This window comes from Yoonia rosea, assembly GCF_900156505.1.
In the GTDB taxonomy this organism is placed as follows: Bacteria; Pseudomonadota; Alphaproteobacteria; order Rhodobacterales; family Rhodobacteraceae; genus Yoonia; species Yoonia rosea.
Genome location: NZ_FTPR01000002.1, coordinates 1 through 21,262, shown reverse-complemented (window position 1 = coordinate 21,262; position 21,262 = coordinate 1). Strand labels below are relative to the sequence as shown.

Annotated in this window: 18 protein-coding genes and 1 pseudogene; 14 read left to right on the top strand and 5 right to left on the bottom strand. The window is 56.2% G+C overall.

The window, feature by feature from the left end:
• Positions 1-35 precede the first annotated feature (35 nt).
• The gene (locus B0B09_RS11390) at positions 36-1,085 is read left to right on the top strand and encodes a glycosyltransferase family 2 protein (RefSeq protein ID WP_076659929.1); all 1,050 of its coding nucleotides are present in this window, start codon (positions 36-38) and stop codon (positions 1,083-1,085) included.
• Positions 1,086-1,164: 79 nt separating this feature from the next.
• Positions 1,165-2,529 carry an oligosaccharide flippase family protein gene (locus tag B0B09_RS11385; RefSeq protein ID WP_076659928.1) on the top strand — a complete coding sequence of 455 codons (1,365 nt, stop codon included), beginning with the start codon at positions 1,165-1,167 and terminating at the stop codon, positions 2,527-2,529.
• Here B0B09_RS11385 and B0B09_RS11380 read toward each other — a convergent pair.
• Positions 2,481-3,584, bottom strand: coding sequence for a hypothetical protein (locus B0B09_RS11380; protein ID WP_076659927.1), 1,104 nt, complete (start codon positions 3,582-3,584; stop codon positions 2,481-2,483). The two genes, B0B09_RS11385 and B0B09_RS11380, sit on opposite strands and share 49 nt — an antisense overlap.
• 307 nt (positions 3,585-3,891) lie before the next feature.
• Between B0B09_RS11380 and B0B09_RS11375 the strand changes: the two genes are divergently transcribed.
• Positions 3,892-4,968: a hypothetical protein gene (locus tag B0B09_RS11375; RefSeq protein ID WP_076659926.1), complete on the top strand. Its 1,077-nt coding sequence runs from the start codon at positions 3,892-3,894 to the stop codon at positions 4,966-4,968.
• A 144-nt stretch (positions 4,969-5,112) separates the two neighbouring features.
• Positions 5,113-6,405, top strand: coding sequence for a glycosyltransferase family 4 protein (locus B0B09_RS11370; RefSeq protein ID WP_076659925.1), 1,293 nt, complete (start codon positions 5,113-5,115; stop codon positions 6,403-6,405).
• Positions 6,406-6,416: 11 nt separating this feature from the next.
• Here B0B09_RS11370 and B0B09_RS11365 read toward each other — a convergent pair whose 3' ends face one another.
• Complete coding sequence (locus B0B09_RS11365; RefSeq protein WP_076659924.1) at positions 6,417-7,223, bottom strand: WecB/TagA/CpsF family glycosyltransferase; 807 nt, start codon at positions 7,221-7,223, stop codon at positions 6,417-6,419.
• A gap of 42 nt (positions 7,224-7,265) precedes the next feature.
• Complete coding sequence (locus tag B0B09_RS11360) at positions 7,266-8,510, bottom strand: UbiH/UbiF/VisC/COQ6 family ubiquinone biosynthesis hydroxylase (protein ID WP_076659923.1); 1,245 nt, start codon at positions 8,508-8,510, stop codon at positions 7,266-7,268.
• A gap of 42 nt (positions 8,511-8,552) precedes the next feature.
• Between B0B09_RS11360 and B0B09_RS11355 the strand changes: the two genes are divergently transcribed.
• The 4 genes from B0B09_RS11355 (at position 8,553) to B0B09_RS17975 (ending at position 14,435) form a co-directional block, all read left to right on the top strand.
• Positions 8,553-9,881, top strand: a complete 1,329-nt coding sequence (locus B0B09_RS11355; RefSeq protein ID WP_076659922.1) for an amidase — start codon at positions 8,553-8,555, stop codon at positions 9,879-9,881.
• Between the two features lie 145 nt (positions 9,882-10,026).
• The gene (locus B0B09_RS11350) at positions 10,027-11,202 is read left to right on the top strand and encodes an aminotransferase class I/II-fold pyridoxal phosphate-dependent enzyme (protein ID WP_076659921.1); all 1,176 of its coding nucleotides are present in this window, start codon (positions 10,027-10,029) and stop codon (positions 11,200-11,202) included.
• A 12-nt stretch (positions 11,203-11,214) separates the two neighbouring features.
• A complete protein-coding gene (locus B0B09_RS11345; protein ID WP_076659920.1) occupies positions 11,215-14,133 on the top strand; it encodes a DNA translocase FtsK in 2,919 nt (972 codons plus the stop codon).
• Positions 14,134-14,147: 14 nt separating this feature from the next.
• A complete protein-coding gene (locus B0B09_RS17975) occupies positions 14,148-14,435 on the top strand; it encodes a hypothetical protein (RefSeq protein WP_076659919.1) in 288 nt (95 codons plus the stop codon).
• Positions 14,436-14,890: 455 nt separating this feature from the next.
• On the opposite strand, the pseudogene B0B09_RS18235 reads toward B0B09_RS17975, so the two are convergent.
• A pseudogene (locus tag B0B09_RS18235) lies at positions 14,891-15,529 on the bottom strand (RHS repeat-associated core domain-containing protein); the annotation flags it as partial.
• Between the two features lie 112 nt (positions 15,530-15,641).
• On the opposite strand from B0B09_RS18235, the gene B0B09_RS11330 reads away from it, so the two are divergent.
• Together B0B09_RS11330 and B0B09_RS11325 are read left to right on the top strand one after the other, a co-directional pair.
• Positions 15,642-16,049 carry a universal stress protein gene (locus tag B0B09_RS11330; RefSeq protein ID WP_076659917.1) on the top strand — a complete coding sequence of 136 codons (408 nt, stop codon included), beginning with the start codon at positions 15,642-15,644 and terminating at the stop codon, positions 16,047-16,049.
• 38 nt (positions 16,050-16,087) lie between these two features.
• Positions 16,088-16,990, top strand: coding sequence for a DMT family transporter (locus B0B09_RS11325; RefSeq protein WP_076659916.1), 903 nt, complete (start codon positions 16,088-16,090; stop codon positions 16,988-16,990).
• Positions 16,991-16,996: 6 nt separating this feature from the next.
• Here B0B09_RS11325 and B0B09_RS11320 read toward each other — a convergent pair whose 3' ends face one another.
• Positions 16,997-17,578: a hypothetical protein gene (locus B0B09_RS11320; protein WP_076659915.1), complete on the bottom strand. Its 582-nt coding sequence runs from the start codon at positions 17,576-17,578 to the stop codon at positions 16,997-16,999.
• Between the two features lie 418 nt (positions 17,579-17,996).
• Here B0B09_RS11320 and rpsL point away from each other — a divergent pair, with 418 nt between their 5' ends.
• The 4 genes from rpsL to B0B09_RS11300 all read left to right on the top strand — a co-directional run.
• On the top strand, positions 17,997-18,368 hold the full coding sequence (rpsL, locus tag B0B09_RS11315) for a 30S ribosomal protein S12 (protein WP_055294782.1): 372 nt from the start codon (positions 17,997-17,999) through the stop codon (positions 18,366-18,368).
• Positions 18,369-18,472: 104 nt separating this feature from the next.
• A complete protein-coding gene (rpsG, locus tag B0B09_RS11310) occupies positions 18,473-18,943 on the top strand; it encodes a 30S ribosomal protein S7 (protein WP_055294780.1) in 471 nt (156 codons plus the stop codon).
• Positions 18,944-18,958: 15 nt separating this feature from the next.
• Complete coding sequence (fusA, locus tag B0B09_RS11305) at positions 18,959-21,076, top strand: elongation factor G (RefSeq protein ID WP_055294778.1); 2,118 nt, start codon at positions 18,959-18,961, stop codon at positions 21,074-21,076.
• Positions 21,077-21,167: 91 nt separating this feature from the next.
• Positions 21,168-21,262: GTP-binding protein (locus B0B09_RS11300; protein WP_018590913.1), on the top strand; the 95-nt coding region annotated here is incomplete at its 3' end.

Below are 21,262 nucleotides of genomic sequence, written 5' to 3'. Positions count from 1 at the left end.
TTGAAGCACATGCTTGTCAGGCAGTGCTGCGATTGATGACCAGATCACTATTCTCTCGGATCAGGGACAAGATCAGCGGAGTCTTCGTCACGACCTACGCCAAGGCATTGGTCGCGTTTCGGACGAAACATGTCTCTGGGAACAAACAGATCACCGTCGGAGCAGATGACGTTGTCTTGGTGAGTTTGGTGAAAGATGCAGAGTACTACCTTGAAAAGCTGATTGATCACCATCGTGCTCTTGGGGTGAAGCATATTCTTCTGATAGATAATGGCTCGACCGATAGGACCAGAGAGCTGTTCGTTGACGCGGATGATGTAAGTGTCTTTCTGAATACTTTGCCGGTCAAAAGATTTGAGTGCTTGTTGCGCTCTCGGATTGCGAGGCGTTTTGTGAAGGGTGGTTGGTTCTTGTTTGTCGATAGTGACGAATTAATCTCGTTCGGAAGGGGGCAGGGGCGGCACATCTCTCAGTTTGCCGCATACTGCAACATGCACAATTATGATGCGGTGATCGGTCAATGCCTCGATCTGTTTTCGCCATTCGCAATAGAAACGACAGCTGACTGGTCATACGCGGAAAGCGTGCACCGTTTTGATCAATATAGCTTGGAAGACATTTCGTATTATGACTACTTTGAGGCGGAAAACATAGATTTCTCGTGGTTTTTGAAAGGCAATGTGATCTCAAATCACGACATAAAGTTCATGTTTGGAGGCATTCGTAACGAAGTCTTTGGGGAAAACTGTTGCCTGACCACACATAGAATGGTCCGAAACACGGGCGGGATTGATCTCTACTCCCACGCGCATTGCTCGGGCAATGTCCACTGTGCGGATTTTGCCTTCTTGATCCAACACTACAAGTTCTGCGGCAACCTTCTGGAGCGTGATCTTGAGATTCAACGAAACATGGCCTGGGATCATGGCGAAAACGCAAAGCGGATATCGCGATTACAGAGTGAAGCCGGTTTTGTTATATCGGGGCGACATCAACAGCTTTTCGTTGATACAGAAGACTTGATTTCAAAGGGGTTTTTGGTGTGTTCCGATCGCTACCTGCAGCAGTTTCCCAAAATCGAATGAGTTATTTTTTGTCGCATTTTCTGAGACAGTGCATCAGGGGTGAAGGCCGGCTGATCCCAACTCTGACAAGTGACAGGCTATGTTGAGAAATCTTGTGAGCGGAGCTGGCGTTGGTGCCCGGCTCATCCGCAGTTCAGGTTGGATCACCGCAGGTCACTTCGCATCTCAGTTCATTCGGATGGGGTCAAATCTTATCCTGACCCGACTGTTGTTTCCCGAAGCCTTTGGCGTGATGGCATTGATCACCGTGTTTCTGGTAGGATTGACGATGCTGTCTGACATAGGCGTGTCGCTTTCAATCCAGCAAAGCCCAAGAGGTGATGATCCGGATTTCGTTGATACAGCATGGACCATCCAGATTATCCGCGGTGTCGTGCTCTGGATTGCATGTTGCTTTTTGGGCATCTTCGCCGCTTGGATTTATGACAACGAACAACTCAGGGCAATGTTGCCCGTTGCGGGCCTGTCATTGCTGGTTGCCGGTTTCAACCCAACGCGGATTGATGCCGCAAGTCGGCATTTGACCCTTAGGCGTGTTACGCTTCTTGATTTTGTCTCTCAGGTCATCAGCGTTGGTATGCTTTTGATACTCGCATGGCAGATGAAGACTGTATGGTCGCTGATCATCGGCGGTGTGCTTGGCGCCTTGGTACGGCTTTTCATCATGAATATGTTCCTGCCGGGGCCGCGCAACAAGTTGCGTTGGAGTCCCGATGCTGCTTCCGAACTGATCAAGTTCGGAAAATGGATCTTCCTGAGTACTTTATGTGGCTTTCTTCTGACGCAGGGCGACAAAGCCATTCTTGGGAAATACCTGTCTTTGACGACACTTGGTATCTACAACATTGGCTATTTCATGGCCAGTTTTCCGCAGGCTTTGTCTGCGCGCATCATGGGGCAAGTCATGATCCCGATGCATAGAGAGCGACCACCCGACGCATCCGCAAGCAATTATGCCAAGGTCCGCCAAGCGCGATTTGCAATGACGGGCTTCATCTTCGCTATGCAGTTTGCCTTAGCCTTCTTGGGCGTTTGGATTGTGGAGCTGCTGTATGATCCGCGGTTCCATGCGGCAGGAATTATCGTTGTCGCCATTGCGTGCATGAATGTGCCGTATCTCATTGGTATGACATATGACTTTTCAGCTTTGGGCAACGGTGATTCACGCGGCGTCTTTTATCTTCTCCTGATCAAGGCCACGGTGCAAACCATTCTATTCATCGCCGGAATGGAGTATTATGGACTTGCAGGGGCGGTGATCGGTGTATGGTTATCGCAGATCATCGTTCACCCTCTGGTTGCCAGACTCGCCTATAAACATGGCGCTTGGGATCCTTGGCATGATCTTCTGTACGGCGTTGTCGGGCTGAGCCTCACTGTTGCTGTGCTGTGGTTTCATTGGGACAGTCTCTCGGTATTGCAGGTTTTCGCGTCTGCCCAATAGCCGCGCCAGCGGTCTCGCAGCTCTGGCTTCATCCATACTTGTTGGTCTATCGCCCCTTCTGTGAAAAGATGGAAATCATGTCTAATTCCAACAGGCCGTTCTTGACTCAGAGCCCACTGCAACAGGTTCAACGAACGATCTGCCCATACATTCGCGAGCGCAGCGTCGGTATTGCGTAGTGCAAGACCCGAAATATAGGCCGTATAGGCCGCGCCGTACTCAGGCCCTGCGCGCCGCTGAAGCCTTTTGATACGCGCGGCAATACGAGACGAAAGTGTGCCTTTCAAATCTTTGCGCAGAGGCTCTAGTTGCATCGCGACGTCCTTAATCCCGGCCCCTTCCAGAACGCCCGGAAACATGCAGTTCATCTGATGCTGGTAAAATATCCGGGGACCATCCCAATAATGCTCAACGTTGTCTTCACAAGTCGTAATCTCGGTATGATGGGAAAGCACGATTGACGTCGCGAGTTGTTCGGCTGTGAACATGTCGCTGAGTTCGACGATGCGTTGCATAACAGAGATCGCGTCTGCGATATGGCCAGCATCCTGCGGGTCTATACCTACGACGCCGCTGTTATACATTTTTGTCGCAGGTGAAAACTTGTAGCCGCAAAGGTCGCCTCCACTGTTTGCCACTGCAGTCTCCCATTGATCCCACGCGGGGCTATCGATCAAGGGACCTTCACACCTGTTCATCAGGGTGCGACCGGGACCTACACTCTCGAAGAGGCGGGCGAGGTCTGTGTGAAATATGGTGTCGGTATCCATTTGTATTGTTGGGGCGCCAAAAACATCAAGCGCATGCGCAAGGATGTGAGGCTTCACCGCATGATTATATTTTCCGCCCAGCTGCCATTCATAAAGCATCTTCGGCGTCATCAGGAGGTGTTCGACAGGGAGGTCGGGCCGCATGTTGGCCTCATCGGCCGCCAATACAATTTGTATGTCCGCATGACGATCCTTCAAGAACCGGAACGCGGAGAGAATGCTGTAAGTGAGCTCCAAATGATAGGCGCGTCGATTGCCATACATTTGGAAAAGCAAAACCTTCAATGAACTTCCTCTCTTTGCCCCGACCACAAGCAAGGCTGAATATCGTCAAAATATATAATTTTGAAATGCTAGCATAATTGCGCAATGAGTGACTACTACGACAAGATAGCTGTTGCGCCTTCGCCAATGATCGGTTCCGCGGGTTCGCTTTAAACGCTCTCCTCTGGTTTGAATTGTGGCGTATCAATAGCCCAACGTGTTGCGCCGATACCGGCGTTAGGGTTACATGCGGCGTTGTGCGGTCATGCTGTAGAAACGTAGATGGTTTATGTTCTTCACGTAGAGCGCTGTAGCAGGACCGTGTTATATGAGAACTCTGCTTTTTTTCTTGTACGGATCGGTGGGGCGCGAGTACCATCTCGAGCTGAGTTACAGTGTCCTTTCAGCACAACAATTCTTGCGGCAAGATCCAGCTGATATAAGAGTGGTATTTGCTTCTGATCGCAGAAATATGCGGTCGGATCTCCCTGCCGAGCAGCTTCTGATCGAAGACCAAGTGATCCACGACTGGCAATTGGGAGGAACGTTTGCCCACGCGGCCAAGCAACATGTGCTAGCCTACGCGCTTGATCTGTTTGATACACCCATCGTCATGGTGGATGCTGATACAATATTTCGGGCACACCCTAAGTACCTTTTCGACCGCGTGGGGCCCGGCCGCGCGCTCTTGAACGAAAGAGAGCACTCTCTCGTCGACAGCTCTGCGTGGCGACAGTGGGAAGCATTGATACAGGACAGCGGCGGTGCTTTAGCGGGATACGAAATTGCGCCTTCGACGTTGATGTACAACACAGGTGTTGTCGGTCTGGATCCATCCGATGCGCACTACATGGCAGATGCAATCGCGATGATGCGGGAAATCGTACGCCTGTGCGATATGTTCACTGCAGAACAACTCGCAACTTCCATTGTCCTTACGCAACACACTGACGTTGCTACTTGCGAAGACTTAATCGAACATTATTGGGGTGGTCCACGCGCCTACTACCACTATCAGATAGCCAAATTGTTTCCCGAGGTGATGGTCGGCGAACCAATTAAGGGCGTGGAAGGGGACTTGCCACGCTTGCAAAAGATGCCACCAATCAAGCGCGTCAACAGTCTGCTCGCAAGGTTGAAACGTTTCCAGTTTGGTGGCGATAAGGAATATCAATTTGCATATGTGGCATACCGCAGCGCGCTTTCCTGCCGGCATAACGATCCTGCGCTTGCAAATGTCTGGGCGACGATGGCGCTGAATATACTTTTGTGGGGTGCGAAGAACCGGCTGCCAAAGGCCGAGACGGCATTTAAGGATTTCAGACCAGAGAAGCTTAAGGCGCAACAGTGGATGGGACCGCAATTGCAGCAGCGTTGGCAGGAGTACTGGAAGCAGCGCGCTTGATCATGCATTGCGGATCAGACGGCCGATGGTGGCCCGCTTTGCTTGCAAAAGCGCGATCTGTTCGAAGTGAGCAACGATCAATGAATTGCTCCAATCTGCCGCGCACTGTAGCCTTGAAATCAAATATAGTGATTAAGGTAACTAATGACACGTCCACTGCGCATTCTTGTTCTGGCCGAGCACTGTAATCCCGAGTGGCCTTCGTTGCCGATTGTTGGCTACAAATATGCGCGTGCACTCAGCAAAGTTGCAGAAATCACCGTCGTCACCCATGTGCGGAACCGTCAAAACATTGAGAAAGCGAAAGAGCTTTCTGATCGCGTTCGGTACATCGACAATGAATGGCTCGCAGCGCCGATGTATCGCCTTGAGCGTATTCTGCGCGGTGGAGATGAGGTTGCATGGTCAACGAGCCAGATTATGTCCTATTTGCCTTATCTTGCTTTTGAACGTCAGGCCTACACTGGTTTTCGTTCTGCGTTGAGCAACAATGAATTCGACATTGTGCATCGTGTCACACCCATGTCCCCGGCCATGCCCAGCTATCTATCCGGCCGTACGAACACGCCATTCGTTATCGGTCCGCTGAATGGCAACCTTGACTGGCCTGCGGCCTTTTCCGGAGAGCAGAAACGCGAACGTGAGGGTTTGCGCAAGCTGCGCGGTCTTTACCGCTATCTGCCTTTTGCGCGTTCGACCTACAAGAATGCGGCCTGTGTTATGGCGGGCTTTCAACATACGATAGATGATCTAAGATCGACGAACCCGGCAAAGATTGTACCATTCCCCGAAATCGGTTTTGACCCCGGTGTTTTTCATGCCAATGGCCGAACGGCCCCTTTCTCCGGTTCCGGCCCGAAACGATTCTTATTTGCGGGCCGACTGGTGCCCTATAAAGTACCAGAGGCGGTCGTGCGCGCTTTTGCGACGTCTGAGGTTCTGAAAGAACATACGCTGCATATTGTCGGAGATGGACCCGAGCACGCGCGACTGGCGCAAATCGTTTCTGCTGCAGGTGCCGAGGAGCGGGTGATCTTTGAAGGGCGCAAGACTCAAGCTGAGGTCGCTGATTTCATGCGTCAGTGCGATGCGTTTGTCTTCCCATCAATCCGAGAACTGGGGGCAGGGGTGGTGATTGAGGCCATGGCCTCTGGCATGGTCTGTCTTGTAACCAATTACGGGGCGCCGGGTGATCTTGCGTCAAATGGCAGGGGCGTTGCCATTGGCTTGCAGCCGATGGAGGGTTTGGTCAATGATTATAGGAAAGCAATGGAAAGATGCATTGCTGATCCCGAACCACATGCCACGATGGCACAAAAGGGTCATGACTATGCGCACAGCTACTATGACTGGGATGCGAAGGCTCGGTATACACTCCGCGTTTATGAAGCAATCCTTGGTGGCCGTGACCTGAGCAGCTTTACGGAGTATCGATAGCTTGGCTGCGCCTATGTTGGTCTATTGTCTGCCTTTGTGCCGCAACGCGCCATCAGCGCGGACCAAAACAACTGTGGCAGCACCGCGATGCACCGCGCGTATCGCAGGCCCAACCGCCTAGGGTTAGTCATAAGCCGCCACACCCATTCGGCCGCAATGAGACGAATGAATTTCGGCGCGCGCTTTTGCGTCCCCGCAATGAAATCCAGTCCGGCGCCGATGGACACAAACCCGACCGTGTCAATTTTTGAAACTGCATGCGCTGCGAAGAGTTCTTGCTTGGGCGCGCCGAGTGCGAGGAAGCACAACCCGATGTCGGCATTAGCGAGCTGTGTAATATAGCTATCTGCGAGGCTGCCTGACGGATCAAAACCCATCGGGGGGGACACGCACAAAGCAACGTCAAGACCGGCATGGCGGGCCATCAACGCGCGGGCTGCTGCTGTCAGCGTTTCCTCTGTGCTGCCCAAAAGCGCCACACGCACTTTCGTGGTGGCCGCCAGATCGCAAAGCGGTGCAATCAGGTCTGCCCCCGGCAACAGGTCGACGGGGGCGCCCGCAATACGCGACATCCAGACGATCGGGTTGCCATCTGCCGTGACATGGCTGTGTGCAAGATATGCTGTCCGAAACGCGGGGTCATCGCGCAATTTCACGACATGATCGAGGTTCAGCGTGGCGAGGGCAAAACCTTGCCTCCTTTCAAAACGGGTTTTCAGATCGGAAAGCAGGCTGTCCAAAGACGGCACTGTGACTGCAACTTTTCTCGGGGCCTCGTCCGTTAGCGCGCTTGAATTTGGCAACCACTCTACTTGCATTTGATCTTCACCATCGCCGTTCAGCGCAACACCTACCCCAGATCAGCGCATCAGTCGCGGTAAATCACCCGTCAGGCCCGCCGCTTCGCGGATAAAGGTGCGCCGCAATCCCGGGGCAGCGTTGACCAGACCCATGCCGATATCGCGCGCGGCGCGGAGCAGTGGGTTGTCATTGGAAAAGAGCCGGTTGAACGTGTCGGTTGCCAAAGCGAGTGTCGCGGTATCGAATCGCCGCCATGTCTGATACCGCGCCAGCGTTTGCGCACCGCCGATGTCTTCCCCGCGTGCGCGCGCGCTTTCCAGCACCTCGGCCAAGGCCGCCACATCACGCAGACCGGCGTTCAGGCCCTGTCCTGCAATCGGATGCACACCGTGGGCAGCATCGCCGATCAGCGCGGTGCGCTCTGCGATGAAACTGTTGGCAAGCGTCAGGCCCAAAGGATAGCTGAAGCGTGCGCCAGTCAGGCTGATCTGCCCCAGAAAGCTGCCAAAGGCAGGGCGCAGGGCGTCGAGGAAATCTTCATCGTTCATCGCCATCAGTGCCTGCGCGCGCGCATCGCTTTCGCTCCATACAATCGAACTGCGGTCCTTGGTCAGGGGGAGGATCGCCAAAGGGCCTGCGGGCATAAAGAACTGATGCGCGATACCGCCGTGGGGGTGTTCGTGCTTTACGGCGCAAACGACCGCCGTTTGCCCGTAACCCCAGCCCGTGCGCTTGATCCCGGCGCGCTCGGCGGTGCCGCTCTTGCGCCCGTCGGAGCCGATAAGCACCTTGCCGCTGATCTGCGTGCCGGAGGCCAGTGTGACCTGCGCCCCGCCGGCATCAACCGATTGGGCGACAACGGTTTCGCCCGACAGATGTGTAATCCGGTCGTCTTTTACCATGGCATCCAGAAACGCGCGGCGCAGGTGGCGGTCCTCGACCATAAAGCCCATCGGCCCTTCTTCGATCTCGGCATGGTCAAAATGCATCATCCAAGGGGACGGCCCTTCGCCGGCACGCCCGTCGGTCACCTTGATCTCCAGCATCGGTTGGGCGTTGTCGGCAATGTGCGGCCAGATGCCGATGCCGCCCAAAAGCCGTTTGGATGCCAACGCAAGTGCATAGCTGCGCCCGTCAAAACCGACCCGTTTACGGGTATCGAGGGGGAGGCTGTCGATAATCGTGACGGTAAATCCTGCCTGCGCTGTTGCCAGTGCCAGGGCCGGCCCGTTGAGCCCGCCGCCCACAATGATGAGATCTGTTTTCATACCGTGCAATATGCGTGTCAGGACGGGATTGTCCATGCGCTGCTTGGCCGCTACCGTGGCCGCGAACAGGAGAATGATATGCAAGACTGGCGATGGATGACAGCGGCGGATCTGGGCCGTGCGATTGGTGCGGGCACGATTGATCCGGTCGCCTTGGCCGAGGTCTATCTGGACGCGATTGATGCGCACGAGCACCGCGACCGCATCTACGCCCGTGTGACGCATGATCGCGCCCGCGCCGAGGCTCAGGCGGCATCGGACCGCGCGCGGGCAGGGATGCGCCGGAGTGCGCTGGACGGTGTGCCGGTGTCCTGGAAAGATCTGTTTGATACCGCAGGTGTGGCGACCGAGGCGGGAACGGCACTGATGGAAGGCCGCGTGCCGGACACGGATGCCGAAGTCTTGCAAAACGCCACGGCTGCGGGGCTGGTCTGCCTTGGCAAGACGCATATGTCCGAGATCGCGTTCTCCGGCCTTGGGCTGAACCCGATCACCGCAACACCGCCTTGCGTGAATGACCCCGATGCCGTGCCGGGGGGGTCTTCGTCAGGGGCTGCAGCCTCGGTTGCATTTGGACTGGCTGCCGCCGGTATCGGCTCTGATACAGGGGGGTCGGTCCGCATTCCTTCGGCGTGGAATGATCTGGTGGGGCTCAAGACGACCCACGCCCGCCTGTCGCTTGAGGGTGTCGTGCCGCTGTGTCTGACCTTTGATACCGTTGGTCCGCTGTGCCGGTCGGTTGAGGATGCGGGGCTTTTGCTTGCTGCGCTAGAGGGCAGCCGCGTCGTTGATCTTGCAGGGAGCAGCCTTGAGGGGGTCCGTCTGATGGTACTGGACACAATCGCGCCCGACGATGTGCGCGACGCCCCGCGGGCGGCGTTCCTAAGTGCCGTGGAACGCCTTCAGGCCGCCGGTGCGCGTGTTGAGCACCGTGCCTTTGCACCCTTGATGGAAGCCTTTGACGTCGCAGGCCCGCTCTACGGTGCGGATAGTTACGGGTGGTGGCGCCCGCTCGTCGAAGCGCACCCCGAGAAGATGTTCCCCCAAATCCTTGAGCGGGTGCGCGGGGGCAAGGCTGTCAGCGGTGCCGATTATTGCGCGGGCTGGAACCTTGTGCGCGAGATCCGCAAGAAATACTATGCTGCCACAGCCGGATTTGATGCCGTGATCATGCCGACTGCACCCAACCTGCCACCCAATGCCGCGCGGCTGCTGTCGGATGCTGAGTATTACAAGACCGAGAACCTGCTGGCTCTGCGCAACACCCGGATCGCGAATTTGATGGATGTGTGCTCCGTGACGCTGCCCACCGGCGTGCCGTCCTGCGGGATCATGTTCAACGGACAAAACGGGACCGAGGCGGCGCTGTTGCGGCTGGCGGCGGCGGCAGAGCGGGCTTTGGGGTAGCTAAAGGGTTGTCGCATTCTTCCCCCTAACTGACCGAAAAGCCACAAATTCCGCGCAGACTGATCCCTTCTTCTGGACAGAACGCCCACTGCCGCGTTAGTTTGGAAAAAAGCGGGGCGAAATGATCCCGTAAATTGAGGCAGTTATGGTATTTCCTGAGCGGTTTTCGGACCTTCCGGCAGCGACGTGGCCACGCTTGCGTGCTCTTTTAGACGTGCCGACACAGGCGTCCGAGACGATCAACATGACGATCGGCGAACCACGCCATGCGTTCCCCGGTTTTGTGGGCGATATCATTGCGGACAATCTGGCAGGTTTCGGTAAGTATCCCGATAACTATGGCACACCCGCTTTGCTGGACGCGATCGGCGGTTTTCTCAAGCGGCGTTATGATCTGGATATGCCGCATCACCAAATTCTGACGCTGAACGGCACCCGCGAGGGGCTGTATAACGCCGCCATGGCGCTTTGCCGCGAAGAGAAGAACGGCGCACCAGTGATCCTGACGCCAAACCCGTTTTATCAGGTCTATGCGGTGGCGGCTCTGTCTGTGGGTGCCGAGGCAGTCTATGTCCCTGCGGTCAAAGAGACAGGCCATTTGCCTGATTTCCACGCGTTGCCTGCCGATGTTCTGGACCGCACGGCGATTGCCTATATCTGCTCGCCCGCCAACCCCCAAGGCGCAGTTGCAGATGAGGCTTATTGGCGCAGTCTGATTACGCTTGCCGAAAAGCATGATTTCATCATTTTCGCTGATGAGTGCTATTCCGAAATATACCGCGACACACCGCCCCCCGGTGCCTTGCAGGTTGCAACGCAGATGGGGGCCGATCCCGAACGCGTTGTGATCTTTCACTCGCTGTCCAAGCGCTCGAACCTGCCGGGGCTGCGGTCCGGTTTTTGCGCGGGTGGGCCAAAGTCGATGGAGCGTGTGCGCTTACTGCGTGCCTTTGCCGGTGCGCCGCTGCCCGAGCCGTTGCAGGCGGTTGCAGCTGCCGCATGGAACGATGAGGCGCATGTGATCGAGAACCGCGCCCTCTATCACCGCAAGTACGAGATCGCGGATGATATTCTGGGCCATGTTGACGGCTACCAGTCTCCGCAGGCGGGCTTCTTTTTGTGGTTGCCGACCGAGGATGGTGAAACATCCGCCGTCAAGCTGTGGCAGGAAACCGGCGTGCGTGTGCTGCCCGGCGCATATCTGAGCAGAGAGATAAACGGGGACAACCCCGGCAAGACATACATTCGGGTCGCCATGGTGGCCCCAACACAAGAAATGCAGCGCGGTCTGACCCTGATCCGCGACTGTCTATATGGTTGAGGAACAAGAGTAATGGCATCTTACCAATCCCGGCGGCGCGATCCGCTTTTGGACAGCACCACGCAGGCCGCGATCGAGAAACGCAGCAAAGAGCTCTTGGGCATTGGCCTGATCTGTATCGGTCTGCTGATTGCGGTGATGGTGGGCAGCTATTCTCCGGATGATCCCAGCTGGATTTCCGCAACAGATGCGCCTGTGCAAAACTGGTTGGGCCATTTTGGTGCGTCGGTCGCTGCCCCGCTGATGATGGTGATCGGTCTGGGCATTTGGGTCATGCCTGTGATCTTGCTGACATGGGGGTTGCGCTTTGTTCTGCATCACGGCCAAGAACGCGCCATCGGCCGTGTGATCTTTGCACCGGTTGCGATTGTGCTGGCGTCTGTCCATGCGGCGACCCTGACGCCGGGTGTGGATTGGCCTGCAAACTTTGGTCTGGGCGGGCTGTTTGGCGATACCGTCCTTGGTGTTATTCTGACGATCGTGCCCTTTGGTGCGATCTTCGGGGTGAAGCTCTTGTCCTTCCTGACCGGTGTGGCGCTGCTGGCGCTCATGGCGTTTGTGCTTGGATTTACGCGCCCTGAACTGAAAACTGGCGGGCGTTTTGCCTTTCTGGGCACAGTGATGCTTTATGCGATGGCGCTGCGTGTCCTTGGCAAAGGGGCCGCACTTTCCGCGCAGGCCGCACAAGGCATGACCGCGACCGTACAAGCACGCCGCGAACAAATGCATGAAATCCGCGCGGCCCGCGCGCAGGAGCCTGCCGTCGACGATCCCTTCTCGGTGCCGCCACTGGCCGACGATGCGCGCGCGCGCGCCGCAGCCGTTGTGCGTGCGAACCCCGTCATGCCCACATCTCAGCCACCTGTGACGGTCCCAAAAATGCCACCGGCACCACCGCTTGCTGCTCCGGCCCGTGCCACCGCGCCAGAGCCGCAGGGTGGTTTCCTGTCTGGTCTGTTGAAACGCAATGACCCGATGCCGGAACCTGAATTGGTGACGCGGGAACCTGTCGCGCACGGTGTGCCGGCCGCGGGCGGCGCAGACCGTGTGAGTGCGCGGATCGCGGATGCGATCAAGAACCGCGCCACACCGCCATCCCCGACGGGTGTCCGGATCGAGCCTTCGCTGACCGCAGGGCGCGGACCGAAGCCGCTGGTCTTCGCGCCACAAGAAGAGCCGGCGCTGGAAAGTGTCGACGACGCAGTGCTGGAAAGCGCCGACGAGACGGTGATGGACCGTGCGAATGAGATGGAATGCATGGCGGCACCGCATATGCCAATCCCCGAGGTGCGGGTGCCTACACCGCCCGCGCCAGAGCCGCGCAGCGTTGTTCAGCATCCGCCCAAGCGCCCGCCGCAACCCTCGCGTCAGGCACAGGCCGAAGCACAACCTGCACTGAAGTTTGACGATAAATATGCGAGCTATGAGCATCCGCCGCTGGGTCTGTTGATGAACCCGATCGAAATCCAGCGCCATCATCTGAGCGATGAGGCACTGGAGGAAAACGCCCGCATGCTGGAAAGCGTGCTGGATGATTATGGCGTGAAGGGCGAAATCGTCTCGGTACGCCCCGGTCCTGTTGTGACCATGTATGAACTTGAGCCTGCGCCGGGTTTGAAAGCGTCGCGCGTCATTGGTCTGTCCGATGATATTGCGCGCTCCATGTCGGCGCTCTCGGCGCGTGTTTCCACCGTGCCAGGCCGGTCGGTGATCGGCATCGAACTGCCGAACGAGAACCGCGAAAAGGTGGTTCTACGTGAAATTCTGTCGCACCGTGACTTTGGTGATGGCAACCAGAAACTGCCACTCGCGCTGGGCAAGGATATCGGCGGTGAGCCGATTATCGCGAACCTTGCCAAGATGCCTCACCTGTTGATCGCGGGTACCACGGGTTCGGGTAAATCGGTGGCGATCAACACGATGATCCTGTCGCTCTTGTACAAGCTGACACCCGAAGAATGCCGGATGATCATGATTGACCCCAAGATGCTGGAGCTTTCCGTCTATGACGGCATCCCCCATCTGCTGTCGCCTGTTGTGACTGATCCCAAAAAGGCGGTTGTCGCGCTCAAATGGGTCGTGGGCGAGATGGAAGAGCGTTATCGCAAAATGTCCAAGATGGGCGTGCGCAACATTGATGGTTTCAATGGCCGCGTGAAGGACGCGCTGGCCAAGGGCGAAATGTTCAGCCGCACCGTGCAGACAGGTTTTGACGATGAAACCGGCGATCCGATTTTCGAGACCGAGGAATTCCAGCCCGAGGTCTTGCCCTATATCGTCGTGATCGTGGACGAGATGGCCGATCTGATGATGGTCGCCGGTAAAGAGATCGAGGCCTGCATCCAGCGTCTTGCGCAGATGGCGCGCGCCTCGGGCATTCACCTGATTATGGCGACACAGCGTCCGTCGGTCGATGTGATCACCGGGACGATCAAAGCCAACTTCCCGACGCGCATCTCGTTTCAGGTGACCTCGAAAATCGACAGCCGCACGATTTTAGGTGAAATGGGTGCCGAGCAGCTCTTGGGCATGGGTGACATGCTTTATATGGCGGGCGGGTCCAAGATCACCCGCGTGCATGGCCCCTTCGTGAGCGATGAAGAAGTCGAAGAGATCGTGAACCACCTCAAAGGCTTTGGCCCGCCTGAGTATATGTCTGGTGTGGTCGAGGGACCATCTGACGATCAGGAAAGCAGCATCGATCTGGTGCTGGGTCTGGGCGACGGATCGGATAGCGAAAATGCGCTCTATGACACCGCCGTGGCGATTGTGATCAAGGACCGCAAATGCTCGACCTCTTATATCCAGCGCAAACTGGCAATCGGCTATAACAAGGCCGCGCGTCTGGTCGAACAGATGGAAGACGAAGGTGTTGTCAGTGCGGCCAACCACGTCGGCAAACGCGAGATTCTGGTACCGGAACAGCACTGATCAAAAAAACCAAGGTGAGGGAGGTCCCCGCCTTGGCCCGCGCGGATCAGGCTGCTGGTGCCGGCACTCTCGTCATAGAGATACTCCGCAATCCGGTTGCCATCCGTGTCGTGGATAGAATGGATCGTCTGCCCCGCCTGCGTCAGCCGTCGGATCACCTGCTGGCCGAGGGCGTTGTATTCATACTCCGCCTGTATCACCCCGTTGATCGTAAAGGCTCTTTGCTCAAGAGTGCCCCTGAAGTGAAGCTAGACAACTTCTGGCGCAAACCAACCAAGTTTCCCAAACATGTCGGATATTGAGACGCTTTCATTGATCGCATTACGCACTAAGTCCAAAGACACTATGTCGTCATTGTTCCACCACCAATTCTTCTTGCTTGCAAGATGCCTCAAAATTATCTCTCCTATTTCATGTTTGTCTAGATTACCTATGAGTTTGAATGAAAAGGAGTAATTAGAGTCTTTTCCTAAAAATGTTCGCGACCAAAAACTAGCGTTTCTTTCCTCAGCAGACTGCAAAAGAAACTCATCACCGTGCGTGCCAAAAATCCGCCAGCCAGTGGAACCGTATTTTTCAAAACAGTATCCTATTCTTTCCGAGAGCTCCGAATCTGTCGAGACGTCCGTAACAAGAAAGTCAGGGCAAACAACAGCTATTGGTAGTTTCGGTATGTTCATTTCCGCAATCACTCTCTTTTTGCATCTAAGCATAATCTGAAGCCGCTAGACTACTGTTGATCCCAGACTTGCAAAGTCTAGCTTCTACAGCCACATCCGTCATCTGCCATCTCGACAGCAAATCCGGTAGCTGCGGAGGCTTCTGCACCCATCAGCCATCTAGGAGTCCCATGCCACCATCTCCCAAACCGGCCAAACGGACGGGTACCCCTTCGAAGAAATTGATTGTGCAGCTTATTGTGATTCAAACGAGTCATTGGAGTAAGGTTCCACCATCCATTCCTCCAACCAGGGGGATGACCTTTCAATGCGCGTACAATCGCGTGATGTGATATATTTCCACTCGACACGCCGGAGGACGACTTGAAAGCTGAGGTAACCTCGCTCCATTTCATGGCGCGTGCTCCCCGAAGCCCGTGTCGAGCCCAACCACCTCCGAATGCACCTAAGGCTCCGCCCAAGCCGACTTCGGCCCAGTTGACACAGTTAATGTCGCCGCCATTGCGCCACAATTGTAGCGCTAGATCGAGACCTGCACCAAGCGCAATTCCGGCAAGAATAGGTATAAATTCCCCTGTCGGATCCACATACCGCCCCGGGTTCTGCAGCGCATAGCCATACACACTCGCCCCATCCACGGGCCCCAGCGGGTCGGCCTGCATGTACCGCCCCGTGGTCGGATCATAATCCCGTATCCAGTTCTGGTGCAGCCCGGTCTTGGACTGGAACCATTAGTCAGTGGGGGCGCTGTTCCTGTGTGTGACCCAGATCAATGCGTGTGTCATTTAGCGTGGCTAGACTGGGGTCAGCATGAAAAGGAAACACACCATGTACAAGAATATCCTTGTTCCCGTCTCATTCGAAGCCGACCGCAATGCCAAAGGCGCGATGGAAATCGCTACGGCCCTGTGCGGCGAGGGCGGTGCAATCACCTGTCTGCACGTGATCGAGCAGCTTCCGCAATATGCGATGCAGTACCTTCCTCCGGGCCATTTGGAGGGAGCGAAGGCCGAGATGGTCGAGACCCTCAAATCCTTGGTGGCGGATGTCGACAACGCGACCGCAGTTGTTGTGGATGGGCATGCCTCCCGCACCATCCTGGATTTTGCCGAAAAGAACGCTGTTGATCTGATCATCGTCGCCAGCCATCAGCCGGGCATGCAGGACTATCTGCTGGGGTCCACTGCGGCCAAAGTGGTGCGCCATGCCAAATGTGCGGTGCACGTCCTACGATAACGCTGGTCAGGTGTCATACGCGCTGATACGCCAACACCATGCCGATGGTATCAGACAATATTCGCGGCGCGCTTCTGATGATAGGGGCGATGTGCGCCTTTACGCTTAACGATGCTTTTATGAAGTCGTTGGCGGATGAAATTCCGTTGTTTCAGGCCATCTTCATCCGCGGTCTCGGGGCGATCGTATTCCTTGTCTTTATGTGCAAGCTGCTGGGGCAGCTGCGCTTTACATTCCCCGCGCGGGATTGGGGGCTCGTGATCCTGCGGACCATGGGCGAGATCGGCGGCACCTATTTTTTTCTGACCGCGTTGTTCAACATGCCCATCGCGAATGTCAGCGCGATCTTGCAAGTCCTACCGCTCTCGGTTGCTTTGGCGGCGGCGCTTTTCCTGCGCGAGCCTTTGGGTTGGCGCAGGCTTTCGGCTATTATCGTCGGTTTTTGCGGTGTTCTTTTGATTATCCAGCCGGGTGGCGCGGATTTCAGTGCATATAGCCTTTATGCGCTCGGGGCGGTGGCCTGTGTCACATTGCGTGATATCGCGGTGCGCAGGATGTCGCGTAGCGTGCCGTCTGTCTTTGTCGCCCTTGTCGCAGCGGTCGGTGTGACGGGGCTTGGCGGGGTTGGTTCGCTGTTCGTGGAATGGCAGCCCTTCACCGCGCTTTCTGGGTTGCAGCTAGTGGGCGCGACAGGGTTTCTGATCTTCGGATACATCGCCTCGGTCAGCGCTATGCGTTTCGGGGACATCGCGTTTGTGGCACCGTTTCGGTACACCAGCCTTCTGGTGGCGCTCGTCCTCGGGGTGCTTGTGTTCGGCGAATGGCCTAATGCGCTTGCGCTGACGGGCGGTGTCATTGTTGTCGCGACGGGGCTTTTTACGCTTTATCGGGAAACCAAGCTGCGGATCCGGACCCGGATGGTTCCGGACCGGATCAGATAGATAGCCCTAGTTCGCGGTGCCGAAGAACACGCCGTTCACGTCCATGTTGAAATCGCCTGTCGCAAAGCCCGTTGCAGACCCAAAGACGGCGTCGCCTTCATTGAAATCATCGCGCACAGTTCCGTCGAGTGTCAGCACCATCTGGCTGTCGACCGCGAAACCGTCGTTATCAACACCCGAGATCTGACCGGATGCAAAGGCATCGAGGTCACCACGTGTTTCGGTGCCGGTTATGCCAAGGCTGCCGCCGAACCGTTGGTTCGGGGTGCCGTCTGGATCAATCAGGTTGATATTGGTGACGCTGCCAGAAATATCGTTGTCGCCGAAATCGACCAGCATTGTCATATCGCCCAGAATACTGCCCTGCGCGTCCCCCGTAACATCAGCCCCGACGTGCCCACGGTATGTGACACCGCCAGAGGGCAGGTCCGACAGTGGAGTGAACGGCAGATCAGCGACGCGCTCTGCCTCGAACATCGCGTTGTCGACATCGCGCGACGAAACGGTTGGGGCATTGGGCGCTGCGGTGGTGGTGGCGCAGGCGGCAAGGGTAGCAAGTGCCATAAGGCTGACTGTAAACCGCATCATGTGGGTCTCCTACAAAGGGTGTTTGCATTGGATGGCACGACGGGCGCGCCTTGGCGCATGACCTGAGGCCAGTGTGATCTGCTAAGCAATAAAGCCTGCATGATATGGGATAACAGAGGTGGAATTGCAGGCATGCGACGCAGAAGTCGCGTCGCTGTCATGGCGCTGTTGACAGGCCAAGAGACTCCCCCTATACGCCGCTCATCCGGGCTGGGGGCAATCCCTCGTCGTCCCGATATCATACCACGTAGTGGCCAAGAACCGAGCGTTTTTATAGCTTTGTTCCTCTGGAGCTCACCGCACCGAACCTCCGGTAAGGGTTCGACTGCGGAATTTTTGTGCTTTCCGAACTGGAAGCATATTTTTTGAAACCCGCGTTTGCCGGACGCAAAATGTGAATAGATGGGAACATCAAACGATGCCAACGATTCAGCAGCTGATCCGCAAGCCGCGCCAGCCAAAAGTCACACGATCCAAATCTCAGCACATGGAAGGCTGCCCGCAGAAGCGCGGCGTCTGCACACGTGTTTATACAACGACACCAAAGAAGCCGAACTCGGCGATGCGTAAGGTTGCCAAAGTGCGCCTGACAAACGGCTTTGAGGTCATCTCTTACATCCCAGGTGAAAGCCACAACCTTCAGGAACACTCTGTGGTTCTGATCCGCGGCGGCCGTGTAAAAGACCTTCCAGGTGTGCGTTACCACATTCTGCGCGGTGTGCTTGATACACAAGGTGTCAAAGACCGTAAGCAGCGTCGTTCGAAGTACGGCGCGAAGCGTCCTAAGTAAGTTATGACGCAGTCCCGGACTTGATCCGGGACCTCCACGTCAACCGCCAAGAGGTCCCGGATCAAGTCCGGGACTGCGTAGAGAAACAAGAGAGAGACCGACACATGTCACGTCGTCACGCCGCTGAAAAACGCGAAGTTCTGCCAGACGCAAAGTTTGGTGATATCGTTCTGACCAAGTTCATGAACAACCTGATGGTTGACGGTAAGAAATCCGTCGCCGAACGTATCGTCTATAACGCTTTTGACCGCGTTGAAGACAAGCTGAAGAAATCCCCTGTGGAAGTCTTCCACGAGAGCCTTGATAACATCAAGCCAGCCGTCGAAGTGCGTTCGCGCCGCGTTGGTGGTGCGACATATCAGGTGCCTGTTGAAGTGCGCCCCGAGCGCCGCGAAGCGCTTGCGATCCGCTGGCTGATCGCAGCTGCGAAAAAGCGCAACGAAAACACCATGGAAGAGCGCCTTGCTGGCGAGCTGATGGATGCGGTCAACGGCCGCGGCACAGCCGTGAAGAAGCGTGAAGACACCCACAAAATGGCCGACGCGAACAAAGCGTTCAGCCACTACCGCTGGTAAGAGGAAAGCACCACAATGGCACGCGATTACCCCCTCGAACTTTACCGTAACTTCGGGATCATGGCGCACATCGATGCAGGTAAAACCACCTGTTCCGAGCGCATCCTGTATTACACCGGTAAATCACACAACATCGGCGAAGTGCACGATGGTGCCGCCACCATGGACTGGATGGAGCAAGAGCAGGAACGTGGCATCACGATCACCTCTGCTGCGACAACCACGTTCTGGGAGCGCACAGAAAACGGCGTTGAGCCTGACAGCCCAAAGCACCGCCTGAACATCATCGACACACCCGGCCACGTTGACTTCACCATCGAAGTCGAGCGTTCTTTGGCTGTGCTTGACGGTGCGGTTTGTGTTCTTGACGCCAACGCAGGTGTTGAGCCGCAGACAGAAACCGTTTGGCGTCAGGCTGACCGCTACAAAGTTCCGCGTATGGTTTTCGTCAACAAGATGGACAAGATCGGCGCCGACTTCTTCAACTGCGTGCGCATGATCGAAGACCGTACCGGTGCAAAAGCTGTCCCAGTCGGTATCCCAATCGGTGCCGAGACCGAGCTCGAAGGCCTGATCGACCTTGTCACCATGGAAGAGTGGTTGTGGCAGGGTGAAGATCTGGGTGCATCCTGGATCAAAGCGCCAATCCGCGACAGCCTGAAAGACATGGCTGACGAGTGGCGTGGTAAGATGATCGAAGCCGCCGTCGAAATGGACGACGACGCGATGATGGAATACCTCGAAGGCAACGAGCCTGACGTTCCAACGCTGCGCAAGCTGCTCCGCAAGGGCACGCTGGCGATGGCATTCGTGCCTGTACTGGGTGGTTCTGCATTCAAGAACAAAGGTGTTCAGCCTCTGCTGAACGCGGTTGTCGACTATCTGCCAAGCCCGATGGACGTCGTTGACTACATGGGCTTCAAGCCCGGCGACGAGACAGAGACACGCAACATCCCACGTCGTGCGGATGACAACATGGCGTTCTCCGGTCTGGCGTTCAAAATCATGAACGACCCGTTTGTCGGCTCTTTGACGTTTACACGGATCTACTCCGGTAAGCTGATGAAGGGTGACACCATGCTCAACTCTACCAAGGGTAACAAAGAGCGTGTTGGCCGTATGATGATGATGCACTCCAACAACCGCGAAGAGATCAGCGAAGCTTGGGCCGGTGACATCATCGCGCTGGGTGGTCTGAAGAACACAACAACCGGTGACACACTGTGTGATGCAGCCGATCCTGTTGTTCTCGAAACAATGACCTTCCCCGATCCGGTGATCGAGATCGCGGTCGAGCCGAAAACAAAGGCCGACCAGGAAAAGATGGGTATCGCTCTGGCGCGTCTTGCAGCAGAAGATCCATCCTTCCGTGTCGAAACCGATCTGGAATCCGGTCAGACCATCATGAAGGGCATGGGCGAATTGCACCTCGACATTCTTGTCGACCGCATGAAGCGCGAATTCAAAGTCGAAGCGAACATCGGTGCGCCACAAGTGGCCTACCGTGAGACCATCGGCCACGAAGTCGAGCACACCTATACCCACAAGAAGCAGTCTGGTGGTTCCGGTCAGTACGCTGAAGTGAAGATGATCATCTCGCCGACAGTTCCGGGCGAGGGGTATTCGTTTGAAAGCCGCATCGTTGGTGGTGCTGTGCCGAAGGAATACATCCCCGGTGTTGAAAAAGGCATCCTGTCTGTCATGGATAACGGCCCGTTGGCCGGCTTCCCTGTGATCGACTTCAAGGTGGCTTTGATCGACGGTAAGTTCCACGATGTTGACTCCTCGATCATGGCGTTCGAAATCGCGGCCCGTATGTGTATGCGTGAAGGCATGCGCAAAGCTGGTGCGAAACTGCTCGAACCAATCATGAAGGTCGAGGTGGTCACACCCGAGGAATATACCGGCGGGATCATCGGTGACCTGACATCACGCCGCGGCATGGTGCAGGGTCAGGACACACGCGGCAACGCGATTGTCATCGACGCGATGGTGCCTCTGGCGAATATGTTCGGCTACATCAACACACTGCGTTCCATGTCTTCGGGCCGCGCGCAGTTTACGATGCAGTTTGACCACTACGATCCAGTGCCAAGCAACATCTCGGAAGAGATCCAGGCAAAATACGCTTAATCGGGATGGCGGGGTGAACCCCGCCCTACCCACCACCCTGTAGGGCGGGGCCTGCCCCGCCGCCCAAACCTAAATTTGAAGGAGCCACACCATGGCAAAGGCAAAGTTTGAACGTAATAAGCCGCACGTAAACATTGGCACAATCGGCCACGTTGACCACGGCAAGACCACCCTGACCGCTGCGAT